The 22,885-nt window shown below is 39.8% G+C and carries 24 protein-coding genes; 15 read left to right on the forward strand and 9 right to left on the reverse strand.

Features of this window, described 5'->3' with window-relative positions; translation table 11 throughout:
• Nucleotides 1-4: 4 nt before the first annotated feature.
• Nucleotides 5-1,069: an SDR family oxidoreductase gene (locus AY606_RS14420; protein ID WP_067870169.1), complete on the reverse strand. Its 1,065-nt coding sequence runs from the start codon at nucleotides 1,067-1,069 to the stop codon at nucleotides 5-7.
• A 476-nt stretch (nucleotides 1,070-1,545) separates the two neighbouring features.
• Between AY606_RS14420 and ftn the strand changes: the two genes are divergently transcribed.
• Nucleotides 1,546-2,010, forward strand: coding sequence for a heteropolymeric bacterioferritin subunit Ftn (gene ftn / locus AY606_RS14425; protein ID WP_067870366.1), 465 nt, complete (start codon nucleotides 1,546-1,548; stop codon nucleotides 2,008-2,010).
• 146 nt (nucleotides 2,011-2,156) lie between these two features.
• Here the strand turns inward: ftn and AY606_RS14430 are convergent, their stop codons facing one another.
• Nucleotides 2,157-2,687, reverse strand: coding sequence for a peroxiredoxin (locus AY606_RS14430; protein WP_155858232.1), 531 nt, complete (start codon nucleotides 2,685-2,687; stop codon nucleotides 2,157-2,159).
• 193 nt (nucleotides 2,688-2,880) lie between these two features.
• On the opposite strand from AY606_RS14430, the gene AY606_RS14435 reads away from it, so the two are divergent.
• From AY606_RS14435 to bioD, 5 genes are all read left to right on the forward strand, one after another.
• Complete coding sequence (locus AY606_RS14435) at nucleotides 2,881-3,609, forward strand: YqiA/YcfP family alpha/beta fold hydrolase (protein WP_067870173.1); 729 nt, start codon at nucleotides 2,881-2,883, stop codon at nucleotides 3,607-3,609.
• Nucleotides 3,610-3,695: 86 nt separating this feature from the next.
• Complete coding sequence (gene bioA / locus AY606_RS14440) at nucleotides 3,696-5,021, forward strand: adenosylmethionine--8-amino-7-oxononanoate transaminase (RefSeq protein ID WP_067870175.1); 1,326 nt, start codon at nucleotides 3,696-3,698, stop codon at nucleotides 5,019-5,021.
• The gene (locus tag AY606_RS14445; RefSeq protein WP_067870177.1) at nucleotides 5,018-6,175 is read left to right on the forward strand and encodes an 8-amino-7-oxononanoate synthase; all 1,158 of its coding nucleotides are present in this window, start codon (nucleotides 5,018-5,020) and stop codon (nucleotides 6,173-6,175) included. The genes bioA and AY606_RS14445 overlap by 4 nt, the downstream gene beginning before the upstream one ends.
• Before the next feature lie 9 nt (nucleotides 6,176-6,184).
• Entirely contained in the window at nucleotides 6,185-6,955 is a 771-nt protein-coding gene (gene bioC / locus AY606_RS14450; RefSeq protein ID WP_067870179.1) for a malonyl-ACP O-methyltransferase BioC, read from the forward strand.
• Nucleotides 6,952-7,593 (forward strand): dethiobiotin synthase, encoded by a 642-nt coding sequence (gene bioD / locus AY606_RS14455; RefSeq protein WP_067870181.1) that lies wholly within the window; start codon nucleotides 6,952-6,954, stop codon nucleotides 7,591-7,593. Before bioC ends, bioD begins: the two co-directional genes overlap by 4 nt.
• Before the next feature lie 72 nt (nucleotides 7,594-7,665).
• Here bioD and rluB read toward each other — a convergent pair whose 3' ends face one another.
• From rluB to AY606_RS14470, 3 genes are read right to left on the reverse strand one after another with little or no spacing between them, the layout of a single operon-like run.
• Nucleotides 7,666-8,814 (reverse strand): 23S rRNA pseudouridine(2605) synthase RluB, encoded by a 1,149-nt coding sequence (gene rluB, locus AY606_RS14460; protein ID WP_081408421.1) that lies wholly within the window; start codon nucleotides 8,812-8,814, stop codon nucleotides 7,666-7,668.
• 41 nt (nucleotides 8,815-8,855) lie between these two features.
• Nucleotides 8,856-9,446 (reverse strand): SMC-Scp complex subunit ScpB, encoded by a 591-nt coding sequence (gene scpB / locus AY606_RS14465; protein WP_067870183.1) that lies wholly within the window; start codon nucleotides 9,444-9,446, stop codon nucleotides 8,856-8,858.
• On the reverse strand, nucleotides 9,443-10,237 hold the full coding sequence (locus AY606_RS14470; protein ID WP_067870185.1) for a segregation and condensation protein A: 795 nt from the start codon (nucleotides 10,235-10,237) through the stop codon (nucleotides 9,443-9,445). The genes scpB and AY606_RS14470 overlap by 4 nt, the downstream gene beginning before the upstream one ends.
• A gap of 288 nt (nucleotides 10,238-10,525) precedes the next feature.
• Between AY606_RS14470 and AY606_RS14475 the strand changes: the two genes are divergently transcribed.
• Nucleotides 10,526-11,245 (forward strand): GNAT family N-acetyltransferase, encoded by a 720-nt coding sequence (locus tag AY606_RS14475; RefSeq protein WP_067870187.1) that lies wholly within the window; start codon nucleotides 10,526-10,528, stop codon nucleotides 11,243-11,245.
• A 104-nt stretch (nucleotides 11,246-11,349) separates the two neighbouring features.
• Complete coding sequence (locus AY606_RS14480) at nucleotides 11,350-11,826, forward strand: hypothetical protein (protein WP_067870189.1); 477 nt, start codon at nucleotides 11,350-11,352, stop codon at nucleotides 11,824-11,826.
• 22 nt (nucleotides 11,827-11,848) lie between these two features.
• On the opposite strand, the gene AY606_RS14485 is transcribed toward AY606_RS14480, so the two are convergent.
• Nucleotides 11,849-12,466: an L-threonylcarbamoyladenylate synthase gene (locus tag AY606_RS14485; protein WP_067870191.1), complete on the reverse strand. Its 618-nt coding sequence runs from the start codon at nucleotides 12,464-12,466 to the stop codon at nucleotides 11,849-11,851.
• 84 nt (nucleotides 12,467-12,550) lie between these two features.
• Nucleotides 12,551-13,213, reverse strand: a complete 663-nt coding sequence (locus tag AY606_RS14490; RefSeq protein ID WP_067870193.1) for an elongation factor P hydroxylase — start codon at nucleotides 13,211-13,213, stop codon at nucleotides 12,551-12,553.
• A gap of 97 nt (nucleotides 13,214-13,310) precedes the next feature.
• Between AY606_RS14490 and AY606_RS14495 the strand changes: the two genes are divergently transcribed.
• The 6 genes from AY606_RS14495 to lysM all read left to right on the forward strand — a co-directional run bounded on the left by AY606_RS14495 (nucleotide 13,311) and on the right by lysM (nucleotide 17,009).
• Nucleotides 13,311-13,868: a YceD family protein gene (locus tag AY606_RS14495; RefSeq protein ID WP_067870195.1), complete on the forward strand. Its 558-nt coding sequence runs from the start codon at nucleotides 13,311-13,313 to the stop codon at nucleotides 13,866-13,868.
• 77 nt (nucleotides 13,869-13,945) lie between these two features.
• Nucleotides 13,946-14,131 carry a 50S ribosomal protein L32 gene (gene rpmF, locus AY606_RS14500; protein WP_067870197.1) on the forward strand — a complete coding sequence of 62 codons (186 nt, stop codon included), beginning with the start codon at nucleotides 13,946-13,948 and terminating at the stop codon, nucleotides 14,129-14,131.
• Between the two features lie 156 nt (nucleotides 14,132-14,287).
• Nucleotides 14,288-15,274, forward strand: coding sequence for an ACP S-malonyltransferase (gene fabD / locus AY606_RS14505; RefSeq protein ID WP_067870199.1), 987 nt, complete (start codon nucleotides 14,288-14,290; stop codon nucleotides 15,272-15,274).
• Entirely contained in the window at nucleotides 15,271-16,005 is a 735-nt protein-coding gene (fabG, locus tag AY606_RS14510) for a 3-oxoacyl-ACP reductase FabG (RefSeq protein ID WP_067870201.1), read from the forward strand. Before fabD ends, fabG begins: the two co-directional genes overlap by 4 nt.
• 86 nt (nucleotides 16,006-16,091) lie before the next feature.
• The gene (gene acpP / locus AY606_RS14515; protein ID WP_004651013.1) at nucleotides 16,092-16,328 is read left to right on the forward strand and encodes an acyl carrier protein; all 237 of its coding nucleotides are present in this window, start codon (nucleotides 16,092-16,094) and stop codon (nucleotides 16,326-16,328) included.
• Between the two features lie 198 nt (nucleotides 16,329-16,526).
• Nucleotides 16,527-17,009, forward strand: coding sequence for a peptidoglycan-binding protein LysM (gene lysM / locus AY606_RS14520; RefSeq protein ID WP_067870203.1), 483 nt, complete (start codon nucleotides 16,527-16,529; stop codon nucleotides 17,007-17,009).
• A 38-nt stretch (nucleotides 17,010-17,047) separates the two neighbouring features.
• On the opposite strand, the gene AY606_RS14525 is transcribed toward lysM, so the two are convergent.
• Together AY606_RS14525 and AY606_RS14530 are read right to left on the reverse strand one after the other, a co-directional pair.
• Nucleotides 17,048-17,644 (reverse strand): hypothetical protein, encoded by a 597-nt coding sequence (locus AY606_RS14525; protein ID WP_067870205.1) that lies wholly within the window; start codon nucleotides 17,642-17,644, stop codon nucleotides 17,048-17,050.
• A 578-nt stretch (nucleotides 17,645-18,222) separates the two neighbouring features.
• A complete protein-coding gene (locus tag AY606_RS14530) occupies nucleotides 18,223-20,628 on the reverse strand; it encodes a membrane-bound PQQ-dependent dehydrogenase, glucose/quinate/shikimate family (RefSeq protein WP_067870207.1) in 2,406 nt (801 codons plus the stop codon).
• Nucleotides 20,629-21,233: 605 nt separating this feature from the next.
• Here AY606_RS14530 and AY606_RS14535 point away from each other — a divergent pair.
• On the forward strand, nucleotides 21,234-22,562 hold the full coding sequence (locus AY606_RS14535) for a carbohydrate porin (RefSeq protein WP_067870209.1): 1,329 nt from the start codon (nucleotides 21,234-21,236) through the stop codon (nucleotides 22,560-22,562).
• The last annotated feature ends 323 nt before the right edge of the window (nucleotides 22,563-22,885 follow it).

Consider the following 22,885-nt stretch of genomic DNA (forward strand, 5'->3'; position numbering starts at 1 on the left):
ATATTTAAAGATATTTCTTTACTACACCATCATCGAGTAACTGCTGGAAATGTTCCACCAAACTGGTTTCAATGTTGCGGTATTGCATGCCAAGCGCTTGCTGACTTTTATGGGCATTAAAGTAGATCGGATAGCCCATATTGAGCTCAACAAAAGATTTGGAGAAACCAGCCAAAGGACCAAACAGTTTAAAAGCCGCTTTTGGAAGGTTATTTCGTGGGAATGGGAACTTGGGACCAAAGTTCTGACGTAGAATTTTTCCCATTTCCAGTAAGCTTAACGTGCCGCCACTAATAATATAACGACCTTCAGCATCAGGATTAAATGCAGCTTGAACGTGTGCCTCTGCAACATCACGTACATCGACAATACCATTCCACATAGGTGGTACACCAAGTAAAGTCATGCCGTTGGCAAACTGCTGTAGAACTTCCACACTGCCTGATTGGGTAGTTGCTGTTAATGAGGGACCGAGAACCAGCGCCGGATTAATACAAACCAAGTTCCAACGCTGTTGTGCTTTTTGCATCTCCCATGCCTTACGTTCTGCCATGACTTTGGAGTAAGGATACGGTTGATGTGTTTCAGAACTGGTGGTATTCCAATGCGACTCGTCAAACTCATTATTTGCGGTATGTTGAATATCAATGGCATCGCCATAAGTCGCGGCGATACTTGAGGTCACAACCACACGTTTCACTGATTCGGTTTTATTAGCACTATTCAGCACATTTTCAGTGCCTAAAATAGCAGGTTCAATAATGTCTTTTAGCGCATCTTTATAGTTGTTCACCACAAAAGGCGATGCCATGTGTAACAAGATTTCACAGCCCTGCATGGCTTTATCAAATGAATCAGGTTCAAGCAAATTGGCTTTAAAAAGTTTAAGTGTGCCGGTGGTATCAGCGGCAATTTTCTCTAAATGAGCAAAGCTGGGTTTTTTATTCAGGTCACGGACAGTGGCATGTACGGTATGACCTTGTTCCAGTAATTTTTTAATCACCCAACTGGCGATGTAACCTGTTGCACCGGTTACCAGAATGGGCGAGCTATATTGTGGAGTCGTCATAAATTAAACCATTGTTGTTTTTTAAATTTGTGTCTATCTTAGAGTGAAAACACAGCCTTGTCTTTGACTAATTGATGCATCTTTTAGCAAGGATGTAGCATAAAAATGCTCTATTTTTATTGGTAAATGCGCGGCATAGATTTAATCTTATTTAAAATAAAACGTATATGCTACTGAACGGCTACCGGTTAAGAGCCAGATTACGCAATTAATAGCATTTATCCGCGAATGAAGTAAGAAGCGTTTGTAATCGTTACAAATCTTAAAAATATACTTTTACTGTTTAAATAATCCTTGAAAAAATCAGCTCGATTCCGCAAAGGCTTATTTTATATATGGAAAGTTCTGCTAAAGCTACTGTAAATGCGTATGTTTCTCATTTTAATTTTATAAAAATCATAAACTTACATATTTTTTGTTTTGCATCTCCAGGCGGTTTTGTCCATAATGAGGGAAAATGGTATGGAGTAATTGAAATGCGTGGCAATCCAGAAGTCGTAGACTATCTAAATATGTTGATCGGTGGCGAACTGGCTGCTCGTGATCAATATTTGATCCATTCTCGCATGTATGAAGATTGGGGTTTAACTAAAATTTTTGAACGTATCGATCACGAAATGCAAGAAGAAGCAGCACATGCCGATACGATTATTCGCCGTGTATTGTTCCTAGAAGGTACACCGAATATGAACCGTGATGACATCGAGACCGGTGAAGATGTTGTAACGTGTTTAAAAGCAGATTTAAAACTTGAATATCATGTCCGTGAAAAATTGGCACAAGGCGTGAAACTGTGTGAAGAAAAAGGCGATTACGTGACCCGTGATATGCTTCGTCAGCAAATGTCTGATACGGAAGAAGATCATACTTACTGGCTGGAAAAACAACTTCGTTTGATCGAGCTGATGGGTTTGCAAAACTATATTCAAGCGCAAATGTAAGCTTAAATCGAAAAATAAAAAGCCTGACCTGAGTCGGGCTTTTTTATCGCTTCATTTTTATCATTTGAACCGAACCGTCCTGTATAACTTTTGAATATTTGAATATTTGAATATTTGAATATTTGAATATTTGAATAAGCAAAGCTCTATTGAGAAAACTTTTGAATATCGGCCAACACCTGTGCGGCATGCGATTGTGTATCTACGCTGTTGTAGTGATAAACAATGGTTCCTTTAGGATCAATCAAAAAGCTTTCTCGCTTGGCGATTTTAGTAATACCGAGGTTACGGACAATCCCAAGTTGATTCGCGAGTTGCTGATTACTATCTGCCAGAATGGGAAAAGGTAGCGCTAATTTTTCTGAAAATTTTTGATGAGACTTTACATCATCCAAACTCACGCCCAAAACTACCGCATTACTTTTTAAAAACTGTGGATACAGTGCCTTGAATTGATTGGCTTCTTGCGTGCAACCTGGTGAATTATCTTTGGGATAAAAATATAAAACGATCCATTTGCCTTTATATTGGCTGAGTGAATGCCATTTGCTGTTTTGGTCCTGTAGTTTAAATGCAGGTGCAGATTTTCCGACCCATTGTTTTTGAGATGTTTCAGATTTTGAAAAAATGGGATTTTCAGCAGATGCGAGCTGAATAAAAGTTAAAGTTCCGCACATACAGAGCAAGGTGATTTTGCATAGTTTAGAAGTGTTGATCATATTCTGCATATTCTTTTTGTCGGGATCTTTCTAAATACTAACAAAATAAGCTTCATCAGACCTAGATCATTTTTGATGGATTTTGTGCAGTTTAAAAGTCATCAAATTTTATATACTGTCATCAGTCAGAACACGGATTTAAGGATTCACATTGCTGCAACGTATTTTACTCATCACAGGCTGGGGCGGTGGCACCAAACTGCTTGATCCTTTGAAACAGCTATTACAAGGACAAGGTCATCAAGTTGAGTTGATTAATATCTTTAATGCCTTGGATGAGCAGATATTACAACAACAGGTTGAACTGGCTAAACAGTTTGATGTCATTGTGGGGTGGTCTTTAGGTGGGCAACTGGCCGCCTTGCTGGTAAATCAGCTTGAACAACAATATGCTCAACGAAAAGTTCTGATCACCCTCGCTTCTAATCCTTGTTTTGTTGTCAATGATTCATGGCAAACTGCAATGGATCGACTCACCTTTCAGCAGTTTAAACAGTCCTTTGAGCAGGATGCAATTGCGACATTAAAGAAATTTGGCTATATGGTCTGTCAGGGCATGAAAAGTACCAAGTCAGATTTCCTCCTATTGCAAAGTTTAATTCAGCCACAGCCAATTCAGCTATTAAAGCAAGGCTTAAATTTGCTGGAACAATTAAATGTTGCAGATATATTAAAAAACTATCAGGGCAAGCAATATCATTTACTTGCACAGCAAGATGCCTTAGTTAGTTGCAAAGTTTTAGATAATCTTCGAAATTTCCATGCAAAATTTTTAGAGGTTGATCTGATCGCTGGTTTACATGGGTTCCCTATATTTAATTCCGAAGAAACAAATGACAAAATCTGCCAGTATTTAAAGAAAATAAAACAAACATCTTGAGAAATGGCTTATATCGCAATTCCTTTTTATTCGGTGGCAGTTTAAGATCTAAAAATTAGAATTTTTATGCATTGTTAGAGGTAAGGATGACCGAGTTAACTGATCTAGAGTTTGATCTTGAACATATCTGGCATCCTTATACCTCCATGACGCAACCATTGCCGACGTTTAAAGTGAAACAGGCTTATGGTGCCATTATTGAACTGGAAGATGGACGACAACTGATTGATGGAATGTCGTCTTGGTGGTGTGCCATTCATGGGTATAACCATCCTGAGCTGAATCAAGCGGTAACGGATCAACTGCAAAAGATGTCGCACATCATGTTTGGTGGCTTGACCCATGATCCCGCAATTGAACTCGGCAAACTCCTGTTAAAAATCACCCCGCCAAGTCTGGATAAAATTTTTTATGCCGATTCAGGATCGGTCGCTGTCGAAGTGGCACTGAAAATGGCTGTGCAGTATTGGTCTGCAAAAGATGGGTCATCAAAAAATGGCTCTGCGCAAGGTCAAACGCAAAAAACCAATTTCGTTACGCCACGTTCTGGCTATCATGGCGATACCTGGAATGCGATGTCGGTTTGTGATCCAGTGACAGGAATGCATCAAATTTTTGGTTCAAGTCTACCCAATCGCTTCTTTGTTCCTGCTCCACAAGTCGGTTTTTATGATCAATGGAATCAGGACGATATTGCAGAACTGGAAAAAACTTTAGCTGAACATCATCAAACCATTGCTGCTTTAATTCTCGAACCTATAGTCCAGGGTGCAGGCGGGATGCGCTTTTATCATCCTGAATATTTACGTCAGGCCAAATTGCTCTGTGAAAAATACCAAGTGTTATTAATTTTTGATGAAATTGCCACGGGTTTTGGGCGTACCGGCAAGTTGTTTGCTTGGGAACATGCACAAGTTGAACCAGATATTATGTGCATTGGCAAAGGTTTAACAGGCGGCTATATGACGCTCTCGGCGACCTTAACTACAAAGCATGTTGCGGAAACTATTAGCCAAAGTGAGGCAGGGGTTTTTATGCATGGTCCAACCTTTATGGCCAATCCACTGGCCTGCGCTGTTGCATTGAAAAGTACACAAGTTTTATTGGCGCAGGATTGGCAAGCCAATATTCAACGAATCGAAAAACAGCTAGAACAGCATTTACAACCCTTGTCGCAACTTGATTATGTACAGGATGTGCGGGTATTGGGGGCGATTGGCGTGGTTGAACTGAGCTTTAATGTCGATATGAAAACTCTGCAACAACAGTTTGTTAAGCGCGGCATCTGGATACGTCCATTTGGCAAACTGGTTTATGTAATGCCTCCGTATGTGATTAGTGAGCAACAACTCAATACTTTGCTGGAGCAATTGGTCGAGGTGGTTGAGCAGATGCAAGAGGTTTCAGTATGAATCTGCTAGATAACTATGCAGCAAAGCTGGATGAATTAAAGCAGCAGGGTAATCTGCGTCAGTTCAGATCTAATGTTCAGCAAGGTCGTTATATCGAAATTAACAGTCAGAAGATGCTCAACCTTTCATCCAATGATTATTTGGGTTTGGCCTCTGACTTGAGTTTACGTGAGCAGTTTTTTGATGAAACGCCAAATGAACTGCGAATCATGAGTTCATCATCCTCACGATTATTGACAGGAAACTTCCCTGAATATCAACAACTGGAAAATAGTTTAAGTCAGGCTTTTCATGGCCGTGCTGCACTGCTGTTTAACAGTGGTTATCACATGAATATCGGGATTTTACCGGCCTTAAGTGACAGTAAAACACTCATCTTGGCCGATAAACTGGTGCATGCCAGCATGATTGATGGCATCCGTTTATCTACGGCCAAATATGTGCGTTATCGTCATAATGACCTAAATCATTTAACCCAGCTTTTGCAAACTTACCATGCAGATGAAGCTTTTGACCGCATTATTGTGGTGACTGAATCCATATTTAGTATGGATGGCGATGAAACAGATTTGGCTGAACTGGTGCGGATTAAAAAGCAATTTGCTAAAGTCATGCTTTATGTGGATGAAGCGCATGCCATTGGGGTACGAGGAGAGCAAGGCCTGGGGTGTGCTGAACAATATGCTGTCATTGAGGATATTGATTTGCTGGTGGGCACCTTTGGCAAAGCGCTGGCATCGGTCGGAGGCTATCTGATTTGCCATCCGATCATTCGTGAATATTTGATTAACTCAATGCGCCCGCTAATTTTCAGTACCGCACAGCCACCGATCTGTATGGCTTGGACTGATTTTATTTTGCAAAAAGTTTTAACTTTAAAAAATGAGCGCCAGCATTTAAAGAATATGAGTCAGTCCCTACAGCAAGCGGTTTTAAGTAAAGGTTTTGATTGTCCGTCAACCTCGCATATTGTGCCGGTCATTATCGGAGAATCACAAAAGACCGTAGATAAAGCAAGGCAGTTACAGCAGGCCGGTTTTTATATCATGCCGGTTCGACCACCGACTGTACCCAAGCATAGTTCAAGATTACGTATTTCACTGACTACACAAGTGAGCCAGACTGATCTTGATCAGCTTGTGGCATTGTTGTGAGTTTGCTGGGTGAATATTGATAAATCACAGGTCGCGCAGCGCTTTGAAAAAGCAGCGCAAAGTTATGTTGAACATGCGGTGGTGCAAAAAAAGATTTGCCAGAATCTAATTGGGTTGATGCAAGAACACTTATCCAAAAACAGGCTGGATCGTATTTTTGAAATTGGCTGTGGCTCAGGCAATTTAACTCATTTGCTGCTGCAGCATTTTGCAATCAAACAACTGTTTTTAAATGACCTGTATCCGCAAGTTCAACAGCATTTTCAAGTTAAAGAAAATTTGCAATGGCGGATTGGTGATATAGAACAACTTGATTTTCCCCCAGCACTTGATCTGATTGCATCCAGTTCAGCCTTGCAATGGATCTGTGATTTAGATGCAATATTTAAAAAATGTTCGGATGCATTAATGAATGATGGCTATTTTTGTTTTTCGACCTTTGGTCAGCAGAATTTAAAAGAAATTAAGGCATTGACGGGACAGGGCTTGAATTATCTAAGTATTGAATGTGTTCAGGAAAAGTTGACGCAGCAGGATTTTGAGATTTTGCATCTTTCAGAAAATATTGAAACATTAACTTTTCACCATCCTAAAGAAGTACTGCAACATTTAAAAGCCACAGGCGTGACTGCAACAGCGTCGCAGCATCGCTGGAGCAAACAGTCGTTACAGCAGTTCTATCAAGATTATCTACAATTTTCAGAACTTGAGCAGAATGGTCAGCGCCATTATCAGCTGAGCTATCATCCTATTTATTGCATTGCACGGAGCAAGTCATGACAGCACCTGTTTATTTTATCAGTGGTATTGATACCGGTATTGGCAAGACTTATACCACGGGTTATCTGGCAAAGTTATGGAATGAGCAGGGCAAAAAAACCATTACTCAAAAGCTGATCCAAACCGGTAATACTGATATTTCTGAAGATATTGAACAGCACCGTAAAATGATGCAGATGGGCTGGTTTCCAGAAGATGAAAGTAAGCTGACCATGCCAGAAATATTTAGCTATCCTGCATCTCCGCATCTGGCGACCAAAATTGATGGTCGTGAAATTGATTTTCAGAAAATTGCAGATGCAACCAAGCAACTGGCTGAAAAGTACGATGTGGTTTTGCTCGAAGGTGCAGGTGGCTTGATGGTGCCTTTAACCACAGAAATGCTAACCATTGATTACTTGGCTGAAAAGAAATTCCCGGTGATTTTGGTCAGTTCAGGGCGTTTAGGCAGTATTAATCATACTTTGCTGAGTCTGGAGGCTTTAAAAAGTCGTGGTCTGGAACTGTATGCTTTGGCGTATAACCTGAATGATGAATCGCAAGACCCGCTTATTTCTAAAGATACTTCTGAGTATTTACAAGCGTATTTGGCGAAACATTTTCCTCAAGCGCAGTGGATGGATATTCCGGTGCTTTAAAAGGTTCACTTTCTAAAAAGTGATAAAAAAGCCACTCAAATGAGTGGCTTTCGTTTTAAAAGCATTTAAGAATTAAAATTTCTTAAAGCCTTTTTTTAAACCAAAGGGTGGTTTACGTTGTGCAAATTTATCTGTAGCACGGTTTTGGTTTTCAAAGGTATTGCCGTTACGCTCAGTAGGCGCACGGTTGCCACGATCATCGCCACGTGGTTCTGAAGAACGATCAGTACGAGTATTAAAGCGGTTATCAGTATTGCCTTCGGTACGAACAGGGCGATTATTGAAACGATTGTCGCTGCGGTTGTCAGTACGGCCATGTTCAGGACTTGCTTGACGCGGGTCACGACGTTGTTCCGGCTGAGCTTCGCCTTCGTTATCACGACGTTGCTGACGCAAATAACCACCACGACGTGCAGCCATTGGTTTTTCTTGCATACGTTCGTTACGACGTTTTGCCATACCAAACAGGCCAGTACCCTGACGCGGTTTCAACTCAACAGATTTGGTCAAGTTGTCGATATCGCCTTTATCAAGCTCCATCCAACGACCGGTACGAAGTTCGCGCGGTAAAATTACCGTACCGTAACGGGTACGAAGCAAGCGGCTAACTTTAAGACCTTGCGATTCGAAAATACGACGAACTTCGCGGTTACGACCTTCTTTTACCACTACTTGATACCAGCGGTTAATCCCTTCACCACCAATTTCAGAAAATGATTCAAATTTTGCCGGACCATCATCCAGAACAACGCCTTCAGTCATGTTCTTTTTGAGTTGTGGTGATACTTCACCCATGACACGTACTGCATATTCACGTTCAATTTCATTTGAAGGATGCATGAGACGGTTGGCCAATTCACCATCATTCGTGAACAGTAAAAGACCGGTCGAGTTAATGTCTAGACGGCCCACCATCACCCAGCGATCACCTGGAATTGAAGGAAGCTGTTCGAATACGGTCGGACGTGATTCAGGGTCATTGCGTGAACAAATTTCACCTTCTGGTTTGTAATAAATCAGAACACGACGACGAATTTCGTCTTCAATCTGGAATTGGACTTTACGACCATCGATGCGAAGCTCATCACCTGGTTCAATGCGTTCACCCACTTGGGCAACACGTCCGTTGATACTTACACGACCAGCGGCAATGACTTCTTCCATATAACGGCGAGAACCCAAACCAACGCGTGCAAGCACCTTTTGTAATTTTTCACTCATGACAGCATAACCTTAGAAATTATCATCAACAGTTCACCTATCTATGACTTCGGTGCGTGAGCATCGAGCGCCATAAAAGCTTCCTTGGCATCCTGCAGGGGAGGCAATTGACCTAAAGACGACAGGCCAAAAGCATTTAAAAATTGTGGCGTTGTAACTAACAACGCGGGTCTTCCAGGGAGTTCTCTGAATCCGGACTCTTTAATCCAGTTCCAGTCAAACAAAGATCTTAGTATTTGACTATTGTTTGAAACCCCACGAATTTGTTCAATATCTGCTCGGGTTACTGGTTGATGGTAAGCAATCACAGCAACGGTTTCGAGCAGGGTTGGCGACAAGCGAGTTGGTCGCTCTGGCCAAACCTGAGTAATGATATTGCGATATTTAGCACGAACCTGAAAACGGAAACCTTGTGCGGTTTCCACCAGTTCGATCGATCTGCCATGTTGTAGCATAGCAAGCTGTTGCAAGAATTGACGCAATTCTTGCTTAGTATACTTGTTTTGGAACGCTTCTTTTAAGCGTGCAATTGAAACAGCAGCTTCACTGGCAAAAATAATGGCTTCCAGTTGCATCAAAACTTCATGTTGGTTATCTGCAACAGACAAAGGTGTGACTTGATCATTCATCATGCCCACACTCCTTGAATCGCAAGTGGCGCTTCAATACCTGTCGCAATAATATTTACTTTTTGTTGGCGTGTGAGTTCTAAAATGGCCATAAAGGTGACCACCATACCCATCCGCCCTTGACTCGGTTTCAATAAGGCCTCGAAATGTAGGATTTCACCTGACTGTAAGCGGCTTTGAATAAAGGCAATGCGCTCTTCAAGTAATACCGGTTCTTGCTGAATCTGATGAATGATTGGTTCTGGGCGATTAAACACGCAAAATAAAGCATCGCGTAACAGAGCAATATCATAGCCTTCGTTGTTTTGTGCAATCTGACCCAAACTGACATTGGTTGGAAATGTATCACGTTCTAGGACTGGCATCTGACCCAAACGTTCAGCCGCTTGTTTCAGCCGTAAATAGGTTTCGAGACGGTCAATGAGTTGTTGTTTTGGATCTTTTTCAATTGCAATGGGTGAGTTTGTTTTTGGAAGCAAGAGCCGCGATTTAAGATCGGCCAATAAAGCTGCCATCACCATATAGTCTGCGGTAAGTTCAATATTGAGTGACTTCATTGCATCCATATAGGATAAATACTGAGCTGCAATCGGGGCAATATCAAGTTGTAATAAATCAAAACCGCTTTTTTGAATCAGGTAAATCAGGAAGTCGAGTGGTCCTTCGAAATGCTCTAAAAGTATTTCGAATGCTGCAGGAGGAATGTATAAATCCTCTGGAATTGATTCTTGCCACTCATCCATGACGCGGATGGGTGAAGCTTGCTCCATAGGATTATGGATCGGTTGATTCATTACAGTTATAGGCCACGCGAATTTTCAAAAGCATGCAGAGGGGCTTTTGTTTCGATCTCGCATCGAAAGAAAAAGCACATAATTAATCTGGGTAGTCTAAAGGAAAACGGCTTTCAAATAAATTACAAAAGCTAACAAATGACAAAAAAACTTAAAAAAAATAGGGAATTTTTATTTAAGTGAAAGTTAGCTGAACAATGTCATTGTTAAATATCTATTTTCTACTGGCATAAAAGCAATTCTTTACGCAAAATAAAATAAATTAAAATAAACACGGTTTGATTCTAAATGAAACTTTATCAAAAAGTACAAGAAAACGAATATGGTCAAATGATTGGGATTCCGGTAGCCAATCCCTTGTCCATTCATCTGGTAGCAGAAAATCTATGCGGTAAAAATGTCAAATTACATGATTTGTCTGCAACCCCCTTGAGTGAAGAGCATTTTAAGCAAATTTGGCAATGTGTAAAAACCGAAGCGGATCGCAGTTGTTGGACTTATTTGCCTTATTCAGGTTTTGAGACGACAGATGAGTTGCGAATTGCTTTAGATAACTATTTTGACTTTAAAGGAACAACGCATTATTTAATTGAAGTGAGCCATAGAATGGTGGGATGGGTAGGGCTAATTAATCAATGTCCTGCGGATCATGTCATAGAGATTGGTAATGTTTATTTTTCACATCAAATGAAGCAGTCTACCGCCTCTACAGAAGTCATCTATTTACTTTTAAAAACTTGTTTTGAGCAAGGCTTTCGACGTGTGGAGTGGAAATGTGATGATTTGAATCAACCTTCAAAACGTGCAGCTTTACGTTTTGGATTTCAGTATGAAGGAACCTTTCGTCAGCACCGTATAGCCAAAGGTCGAAATCGTAATACAGCATGGTTTTCAATTCTGGATGAAGAATGGCCTGAATTGGAAAAAGCATATCAGGCCTGGTTGAAAATGGATAATTTTGATCAAAATGGGCAACAAAAGATGCGGTTGAGGGATTTAACAGCTTAATGAGAAAAATAATTTAAAAAAATTCCGCTGAATATTTGAAAAAATTAATAAAAGTGATATTTTGCACAGTAATAATTTATTGATAAATATAAATAAAGGCGGGTATGAATATTAAATTTGTGGTTATTGGATTGTTGATTATTGGAGGATTTATATTCTTCAATGACAGACATTATAAAAATGAACTAGAAGATCAATTTAGACAAGCGGGGCAAAGCGCTAAAGTAGGAACTAGAGTCGAGGTTTCCTCTTTAAGTTCCTATAATGATCGGGCGGAATTATTAAAAAATGAATATCCGCATATGACAGTCAGTATAACTCTCGAGGATTTTGGTCAATCGGGAATTCCTGATAAAGTTAAAGATAAAATAAAACAAACTGTCCAAAAACTAGCCTGTGATAATCTTACTACAGGTACAAAAGATGATGCTGATTTGATTAAATCAAGATTAAATGTGCTTGAAGAAGATGGAATTACATGGACATATATTGTCTATAATCATCAAGGAGAAAAATTTTATGAGCATACTCAAATGGTTAAAAATTGTTCTGAATTTATGAAATTAAGAGAAATATATTAAAATTATAATATATAAGTGCTTTTTACTCAAAAGCACTTATATCACCAACCCCACGACGGATCACTTGCGGATGCTCACCGGATAAATCAACAATACTGGTGGTGTTTAAAATGCCTAGACCACCATCGACAAACACATCAATGCGTTTGCCCAGTTCCATTTCAATATCATACGGATCATCTAAAGGATCTATATGGTCGGGCAGAATCAGTGTGCTGGTTAAAAGCGGTTCACCCAATTCCTTGAGTAGCATCCGACAAATTGGATTACTGGGAATGCGAAGTCCAATGGTTTTCTTTTTAGGATGCATCAGTCGTTTAGGAACTTCACTGGTTGCAGGTAAGATAAAGGTGGTTACAGCAGGGGTATTATTTTTCAGCAACCGATACATGGCATTGTCCACCTTGGCATAGGTGGCAATATCGGATAAATCACAACACAGGATGGCATATTGATGCTTTGGCCCTAAGCCACGAATTTGTGCAATACGCTCCATGGCATTTTTATTACCGATTTGACAGCCAATTGCATATGCGGCATCGGTCGGATAGACCACCACATCGCCAGCGCGAATACGTTCTACCGCCTGCGTGATTAAACGGGGTTGAGGATTATCAGGATGTACTCTTAAATGAAGCATATTTATTCTCTCCCGATTTATTTTTAGACATTATCTGTTGATATTACAAAGTCTTGCAATCAAGCTTTGATGCGTTTATGTAATTTAGTCTAACATTTTTCGTTGAAACTCATCACTTTGTAATGTTTTGCCACTTCGTGTACAGGCACAGATACACTGAATAAAGCGTGCAGCATCGCTGGGAAGTTTGGCTTTGCCATTAAAATATTGCTGAACTTGGGCATATACATTGTCTTTAAAAGTTGCACCATCACCACCATCACCGGTTAAATTATCTAAAGATACACGGAATTTTCGACCGAAAGCTTGAGAGAATAACCATTCAATGGCTTGCGGTTTAATTTCCACCTGTTCAAATAATGCCTGTTGATCAGAACTTCGGCCATCCGGAGCATACCAATAGCCCAAGTCCGCCACTAATCGTCTTTGGTCGCCCGCAATGCTCCAGTGGCTGATCTCGTGTAACGCACTATTAAAGAAACCATGTGCAAACTGAATGCGAGCAGGAATGTCTTTCGTCGCTGGAAAATATTCAGGTTCAAAATCACCACGAACAAGCGTCACATTTAGGTGGGAAAACCAGTGATTAAAGTGTAATATAAGCCAATCTACTTGTTGAACTTCTGTTTGCAAATTAGCCCAAGGTGAAAGTTGCACATGGTCTAAATAAACCGCAGAATTTGAGGTTGAATGAGTGGTTAACCGTAATGAAGTGGTGACTTCAGGTTGCGGCTGCAACTGATGCATGACTTGTATTACCCAAATGATCTGTCTAAATAAGTACAAAATTGTATCTTAATCTTTGACAGAGTACCCATGAATTTGTAGAATTGCCGCCTTAATTATGTCAGCAAATACCTTTCCGGCACAGATTGAGCCGTTTAAATGGGCTGAGCAAGGCTTTACATGGTCAGGTACCCTGCCATTGTCTCGCTTTGTTCGTATTTCCCGTGAAACCGTTGGATCAATTGATCATCAATTGATTAACATTGACTGTAAACTATCAATGGATGCGTATCATCGTATCGTATGGTTAGATGGACATGTTGAAACGAAAGTTCCAATGGAATGTCAGCGTTGTCTGCAGACCGTTGAAATTCCTCTCGTTTCAGACTTTCATTTAGCGCTTGTGGATGATGAATCACTGATAGAGCGCTTGGATGAGGATGCTGATTTCATCGTCTTAGGTGAAGGTGAAGCAACGATAAAAGGTAGCATTGATGCGCCTGCGTCGGCTGATTTGCTCGCACTGATAGAAGATGAATTGTTATTGTTGATGCCTTTGTCTCCCAAGCATGATGTTTGTGTGCATAAGCATCAACCCGCCGATGAAGACATTGCCGAAGAAAAACGGGATAATCCGTTTGGTGTTTTGGCAGGTTTGAAGGGCAAACTTAACTAATTTTTGTGTTATACTGTAAAGTATAAGACAACTGAATTTGTTCTGATCCATTTTTTCGATCTTTGTAAGGAGCCATCATGGCCGTTCAGCAAAACCGTAAAAGTCGCTCTCGCCGTGACATGCGCCGTTCACATGACGCTTTAACCGAGAATGCATTAACTGTAGACCAAACATCTGGTGAAATTCACCGTCGTCACCACGTGACTAAAGATGGCATCTACCGTGGTCGTCAATTGTTCGCTAAAGCAGCTGCTGCTGAATAATTGGTGATATTAAGCGTCAAGCTTAGTAGAAAAAATGGGAGCGAAAGCTCCCTTTTTTTGTTGCCGTTTTTTGTTGTATTTGGCAATTACCAAAACAAAAATTAAGTGTTAAATTTCGCTTCGTAAACGAGCTTAGACTCATGAAAGGATTTTGATATGTCTGCTAAACGACTCGAGCAAGCAGCTCAAGCGACAAAAACTGCATTTGTTTTTCCTGGTCAAGGTTCACAAAAAGTGGGCATGTTGGCTGAACTTGCAGAACAGTTTAGTGGTGTGACCGACACTTTTGCCGAAGCTTCAGAAGCGATTGGTTTTGATTTATGGCACATTGCCCAAAGTGGCGAAGGGTTAAATCAAACAGAATTTACACAGCCTGTATTGCTGACTGCAAGTATTGCCTTGTGGCGTGTGTGGTTGGAATTGGGTGGTGTTGCACCAAAATATCTTGCAGGTCACTCATTGGGTGAATACAGCGCATTGGTTGCAGCTAGAGCGATGAGCCTTGGCGATGCCGTTAAACTGGTACATTTACGCGGTAAACTCATGCAAGAAGCTGTTCCACAAGGACAGGGCGCGATGGCTGCTATTTTGGGCCTGGAAGATGCCAAAGTGATTAAGCTTTGTGAACAAGTCAATGCACAGGCGAACGGTTCGGTAGAAGCCGCAAATTACAATGCACAAGGTCAAGTGGTCATTGCTGGTGATAAAGCAGCAGTAGAAGCGGTAATGGCTGCGGCAAAAGAACAGTCAGGTAAGGCGATTGCATTACCGGTTTCTGTTCCATCACATTGTTCACTGATGAAACCAGCTGCGGAAAAGTTTGCAGCAGCTTTGGAACAAACTGCCATTGAGCTACCTGACCTTCCTGTAATACAAAATGTGAATGCGAAAATCGCAATGGATGTGGCAGGAGTGCGTCAGGCATTGACTGCACAATTGTATCAATCCGTACAATGGACCAAGACCATGCAGTACCTGCAAGACGAAGGTGTAGAGTATGTGGTTGAATGTGGTCCGGGTAATGTCCTTGCCAATCTTGCGAAGCGTTTACCAAATATCGAAAAAGCATTTCCACTAGACAGTAAAAGTCGTCTTGAGGATGCGTTAAATGCCATTTTGGTGGCTGAAGGGAAAATTGCATGACACAAGAACGTAAAGTCGCACTGGTAACAGGTGCGAGCAGAGGAATTGGCGCTGCCATCGCTCAGCAATTAATTCAAGACGGTTATTTTGTTGTGGGTACGGCAACGTCTGAAGCAGGCGCAGAAAAATTATCTGCAAGCTTTGCTGAAAATGGGGCTGGTGCAGTGCTGGATGTACGTGATGCGACTGCCATTGATGCCTTAGTTACAGATATTGAACAAAAATATGGTCCTGTTTTGGCACTGGTCAATAATGCCGGAATTACCAAAGATAATTTGTTACTACGTATGTCTGAAGATGATTGGGATGACATTCTTAATATTCATCTGAAAGCGGTATACCGTCTATCTAAACGTGTTTTAAAAGGTATGACCAGAGCACGTTTTGGACGCATTATTAATATCAGTTCTGTCGTTGCCCACTTTGCAAATCCGGGACAAGCCAACTATTCTGCTGCAAAAGCAGGTATAGAAGCGTTTGGCCGCAGCCTTGCAAAAGAAATGGGTAGTCGCCAAATTACGGTGAATGCTGTTGCGCCAGGTTTTATTGCAACAGAAATGACAGAACAGTTAAGTGAAGAAATTCGTAAGAAAATGAGTGAACAAGTGGCATTGAACCGTTTAGGGGATCCACAAGATATCGCAAATGCAGTGAGCTTTCTGGCTAGCGAGAAAGCAAATTACATTACTGGTACTGTTTTACATGTAAATGGCGGTCTATACATGAGCTAATTAGCTGATGTATAAACTTTCCAAAAATTAGATATTCAATTAAACTAACGGCATTAAAAACGCCACAAGCAATGAGGAGAATTCCTGTGAGCGATATCGAACTACGTATCAAACAAGCGGTTGCAGAACAACTTGGTCTTAAAGCTGAAGAGATTAAAAACGAAGCATCTTTTATGGATGACTTAGGTGCTGACTCTTTGGACTTAGTTGAGCTTGTTATGTCTTTCGAAAATGATTTTGACATCACTATCCCTGATGAAGATTCTAACGAAATCACAACTGTTCAATCAGCTATTGACTATGTTTCTAAGAAACTAGGTTAATTGTTGTTTCAGCTTTGCTGAAAATGAAAGCCACCTTTTAGGTGGCTTTTTTAATGGAAAATCAAAATGCTTGTGGGATCGCTTTTATTACATACCGTTACCTTTACATGACCAAAGAGCATCTTTTTGAAGCGGAATTTTAGGTATAAAAATAGAACACTATTTTTAATAGCATAAATAACAAGATGGAGAACTAAAATGGGTCTTTTTGATTTTGTAAAAGGTATTGGTAAAAAAAATACTGCGTCAGCAGAACCACAGGCAACTCCAGCAGCGTCAACTAATCCAGCAGAGCCATCTGCGCAAGAAATTGCAAATAAATTACTGGGCCATATTAAAGCGTTGGGCTTGCCTGTAACCGGTTTATCTGTGAGTTATAACAGCACTTCTGATCTGGCGACCATTAAGGGACAAGTACAAAGTCAGGCAGATCGTGAGAAAATTGTGCTGGCGGTAGGCAATGTTGATCATGTCGCAAAAGTTGATGATCGGATGACTGTTGCAACGCCTGAACCTGCAAGTAAATTTTATACAGTTAAATCGGGCGATACCTTGTCTAAAATTTCAAAAGAATATTATGGTGATGTAAATCAATATAACAAAATTTTTGAAGCTAACCGTCCATTGTTAAAAAATGCCGATGATATTTATCCAGGACAGGTACTTCGTATCCCGGCTTAAAGAGACAGTAATATAAAAGCGCGAAAAGCGCTTTTTTATTAAAATTTATGCTGTAGTTTTCGCTTGGAAAATTGTTCTCTGTCTAAAAAAACGTTAGGATTTAAAGAATAATGTTGCACCAAAATCTGGATGAGTTGTTGTCGGTTGTCTTTGTTTAACATGTTTAGATCAAGATGTGCCATTTTATATTTCTTTCGAAATTCAGGTTTTAAAATAAAACCGATACTGCACTTTTTCCACCTTTTGGGATCCAATACCTTTGTTGTAAATGGCTTAAGTACACGATACTTTGAGGCATGTGAGGAATAAAGCTGGGCTTTAAACAAGGTACTACGCTGCACCACGATATTGAGTTTTATTCCCATATTTTGTATGGATATGGTTTGGCGGGTCACTACCAGTTTTAGGTTCATGGCAATACAGGCCAGCAGAATGATCAGTATCACTAATAACCAACCTGATTGGGGTTGATGTAATAAATACTGAATCAGGCTACTGAAATCCTGAATCATATTGAAGCTGTTGAGTGAGTGTTGTACTAAAACAATAAATAGGGCAGGGATAAAGATCAGTCCAATTAAATAACGTGGCAGATAGTGACATTGAAATAGGGGGTCTTCAGTTGTTATGTCCATAAACCGTCACCTTTCAAGAAAAGAATAGCTAGGAAATGATTACTGTTTCTAGCGCAATGACTGTTCTATTACTAGACAGCCAATGCTTACACTTAAGACTGTTATAAACTGCACTCCAGTTGAGTATGTTGGACTCTAATTTTTAATACTTATTTTATCTGATAATTTTTTATATTGATCTTTGTGGTATTTAGCTATTTTAAATTTTTGAATTAAATTGGGTTTAGCTATTTTTGTTATAGATTTGAGTAGGAAAGTAAATCTTGTTGTTTAACGTATTACGCTTTCTGATTTTATATAATTTTGATGTGTGCTGAAATTACAGCAGACTTCCACTTGGCAGATTCTAGGCAGCAAACCTGTAAAAGTACATCTGCCATTTGATTTTGTGTTTTATAATTATAATGCTGAACTAATTCATTTTTAAATATTCCGCAAAAGCTTTCAATCTGTGCATTATCTTAACAGTCTCCTTGTCTGAGTGTAGAATTAAGCTTTTTGTTGGATATATTAAAAAAGAGAGCACTTATGCTCTCTTTTTAACGTTCAAATGAGGTGAAATCCCCTTTTATTTGAACTTAGTTTTTCACTTTATATGCAATTAAGCTGTCGCCTGGTGTGGTTCCCATAGAACCATGACCACCCGCAGCAACAACAACATATTGTTGTTTGTCTTTACCGATGAAGGTAGACGGTGTTGCTTGACCACCCGCAGGAAGCTCAGTTTCCCACAGTTTATCACCTGTGTTGACATCGTAAGCACGGAAGAAGTTATCCGCAGTTGCAGCATGGAATACAATGCCACCTTTAGTGGTTAATGTACCGCCATGAGCAACCATACCTACGTTGAAACCAAACGGGAATGGCATTGGTAAGAAAGTAGTTTTAAGGTTTTTAGTATTACCGATACGACGAACCCATTCAGTTTTACCCGTTTTTAAATCTACAGCAACCATACGACCCCAAGGTGGAGCGATACATGGAACACCTAACGGAGATGCAAACTGAGAAATTTGAGTTGCATATACACCTTTGAAGTTTTCATTCCAATATGGAGTACCGTCTTTAGTAAATAGACGTTTTTCTTCAGTTTCAGGCGTACGTTTAATCAAATTATAACGGTAAGCCAAACGCAATGGTGTTGCGACTAAGATTTGACGCTCTGGGTCAATTGAGATTGAACCCCAGTTAAATACACCCATGTTACCTGGAAAGATGATTGAACCTTTCTCTGTTGAAGGAGTCCAAGGATTACCATCATAACGGTTGTTACGGAAACCAATTTGACATTGCATTTGGTCAAATGGCGTCATACCCCACATTGATTTTTCAGTCAAAGTTTCAGGTAAGAAGTTAAGTGCAGATTTAGGTTGAGTCGCTGCATAATTTTCACCTGCAATACCCTCTTGTGATACTTTAACCTGTTCAATTGGATAAATGGGTTGACCGGTTAAACGGTTCAATACAAAGATGTTACCGACTTTGGTGGGTAAAACAATTGCAGGTTGCTTTTTACCTTGATAATCAATATCAAGTAATGAAGCTTGAGCTGGGTTATCACGATCCCAAAGGTCATGATTTGAAGTTTGGTAACTCCATTTTAACGCACCTGTTTTAAGATCAAGCGCAACCAAAGCATCACGGAATTTTTCCACAGTGCTGTTGTCATCTCGTCCTAAGCCTAAAAGGTCAGGTGAACCATTACCAAATGGAATATAAACTAGACCATTTTTAGTATCAGCAGTAAAGGTTGACCACGCAATTGGTGTGTCATATGGATATTGTTGACCTTCTGCAAGTGGTGCAGTAAGCGTTGGATTCGCTGGATCGAAGTTCCATACCAATTGACCTGTGACAGCATCATAAGCACGGATCACACCAGATGGGTTGCCAGATTCATAACCATTGTCCATGGATGAACCACCGATAATCACCAGATTACCCGCGACTAAAGGTGCAGCCGTTTGCATGTAAACGTGTGGCAAAATTTTGCCCATGTTTTTCAACAGATCAACTTCACCATTGTCACCAAAACCGGCACACAATTTACCTGTGTCTGCATCTAAAGCAATCAGCTTAGGATTCGTTGCAGTAGTGGTGTAAATACGTTTAGCACATTGTTGTGGTGCTGCAGGTGCAGGTGTAGCCGCTGTTGAAACTGCGGTTAAGCTTGCAAGATCAAGATAGCTCACACCACGACAAGTTTGGTGTTGTTGTAAATATGAACCTTCACGTTTAGGCACATATTTCCAGATTTCTTTACCCGTTTCAGGCTCTAAAGCATGAATTTGGTTGTTTGCAGTACAGAAATACAATGCACTATTGACTTTAAGAGGTGTGGCTTGGAAGGTATATTCAGAGGCATCCACTTTTGGATCACGTACATCGCCTGTATGAAATTCCCAGGCTTTTTCAAGTTTGCCAACATTTTCAGTATTAATTTGCATTAATTTAGAGAAACGAAGTCCATCTTGATTACCGCCATAAGCCGTCCATTCTTCATCAGCAACATTCGCATCAGAAGCTTCGACAGGATTTTGAATATCACCTGTGACCCGAATTGAATCATAGAACATGAGACCAATGACCATGACAATCATGAGCCAAACCGTACCGCCTAAGAAAGGGTGAAATTTACGGGTTTCCGCTTCAGGTTTTTCTACAGCTGCTTTGTATAAAGGCTTAACAACAAAGGGTAGGGATAGCCATAAACCAATAAGTGCGAAAAGCGCACCGCGTGGTACCCATTGCCATTTATCGAAACCGACTTGAGCAATAATCCAAATCAGGATAGCCCACATCACTACTGCGTAGAAAGTCAGGACAATTTTTTTCTGAAGAAACAATAACGCTGCTGTAATGAGTAAGGCAATACTAATGAGGAAATAGGCAGGGCTACCTCCGACCATGAGTAATTTGCCACTCATATACATTAAAGCAAGAGCGAATATTGCAATAACAATACTCGTGATTTTGTTTAACATATTCGATCTCTTTGGGATGATTTTGGTTAAATTTCAATCCATTTTTAGCAAAAAAAATGAATGAAAGGGTTAACCAGCAATAATTGAAATAACTTTAAAAGCCGAAGCTTTCATGCTGCTGATCGCTATAACCTGAGGATTTGAATTATTCCAAATTTAATAAATTTATTAATATCAACAGGTTATTTATTTTGATTCAACAGGAGCTTATTGAGAAATTGAATTACGTTGGCGCAAAAGACAGGAAAACCTCTATTTTGCTGAATTCGGCTATTTCCACTAAACGTTAAAACATTTCAATCGGGCATTATTGATTCAAAGGCTTTAGTACTATAAAACCTTTTTTATTTAAAAATCATAAGTTTAAATATTTTGAGACATTCAATAATGACCAATCAAAGTCAATACTAGAACCACAAGCTTATGTGATAATTTTATCACAAGGAGATAAAGTAAGCATATTATAGGGTATTTATATAAGAAAAAACGAATTAATTATCATTTTTTAATATTTAATTTTAAAATTTCTTGTAATATATAAAGCCTCAAATATTTTTCGTACTTTTAATTTAAGACTTAAAACGTCTTTATTTCAGGATTAGTCCATGCATCTCTCTTATTCTCTACGGCTGACAATCATCTGTAGTGCTGTACTCATGTGCCAAAGTTCATTTGCAAATGAGCCTTGGTCTCAAGATCGACAATGGTTATTTGGTGACTGGAATGGCAACAGACAAGAACTAGAAGAAAAGGGTTATAAGTTTACAACGACAATTACGACAGAAAGTGCATCCAATTTAGCGGGTGGCTATAACGACGACAATAAGACTTTACATTCTTATAATTTAAATTTAGGAACACATTTCGATTTAGAAAAGATTAAAGGCTGGAAAGATACAGAAGCCAATATCATGATTAGTAAACGTGACGGTCAGGAATTGTCAGGTGAACGAATTTCGATGCCGGGCTACAAACATTTCAGTAATGTACAGGAAAATTATGGCCGTGGACAAAGTTGGCGTATTTCTTCCGCCTGGATTAAAAAAGGATTTAAAGATAATACTGTACAAGTCAAAGTCGGTCGTATGGGTTTGAATGAAGACTTTGATGGCGGGCAATGTGAATTTCAGAACCTGATTTTATGTGGTAACCAAATTGGTAAAACCAATGGTTCAATTTGGTATAATTTCCCTGTATCTGGCTGGGCTGCCAATGTTAAATATCAATTTGCTCCTGAATGGTCAATTGCAACCGGGATTTATGAAATTAACCCTGAAAACATGCTGGAAAATCGTGGTTTTAACTTAACCATGGATGAAACAGAAGGTGCAATCATTCCGCTGCAATTGGTCTGGACACCGAAGTTTGATGGTAAGGGTGGGGAATATAAAATTGGTGCCTATTATGCTGATGTCGATATGGATGATGTTAAAACCAATGCCAATAATCAGACTGCTGTAAAAGGCGATAGCTTTAAATCTCACGATGATAAATACAGCTTTTGGTTGAGTGGTCAGCAACAATTAACTGCACCCGATGGCAATGCTAACAAAGGTTTATTTGCAACTGCTCACCTTGTGTTTAACGACAAAAGCACTTCAACTGTAGAATCTACGCAACAACTTGCCTTTTGGTATAAAGGACTCATTGACAGTCGTCCACAAGATTCAATTGGTTTGGGTATTGCCCATTTTGATGTAAATAGTCGAGTGGCAGATTATCAGCGTTATAACAACTCAGTCATGTTGGACGTTGGTCAACCAAAGCCATATTTTATTCAGGATGATGAAGTCAATATTGAATTAAACTATACCTACCGATGGTCTCCAGCGGTAATGTTCCGTCCTAACCTTCAATATATTTATCAGCCAGGCGGTATTTCTGAAGTGGATAATGCTTGGGTGGCCGGTCTAACCATGCAGTTAAATTTCTAATTCAGACCTCATTCACTCCTTAATAAAAAATTTGGAGTTATATAAATGGACTACCTTTTGACTTTAAAATCTACCCAATTGACGGGGTTGGTTATCACCTGAGGTGGATGGCAAAGTCTTTATGTAGGAGCGATTCAACATGATACGTTCGTTTGTAGATCCCATTAAAATTTAAGCAACCCGTAACGATACAAGTTATTTCTAAACCTCTGCATCGGGCTATCGCCTTAAGCAAACTTATATGTCGCCTTAGGTGTTGTTCTGGATTAAAAAATCCAAAATACTTTCTTTCATTTTAACCTCTGTGATTTTATAGGTATTAA

The sequence above is a fragment of the Acinetobacter sp. SFB genome, from assembly GCF_001647545.1.
Lineage (GTDB): Bacteria > Pseudomonadota > Gammaproteobacteria > Pseudomonadales > Moraxellaceae > Acinetobacter.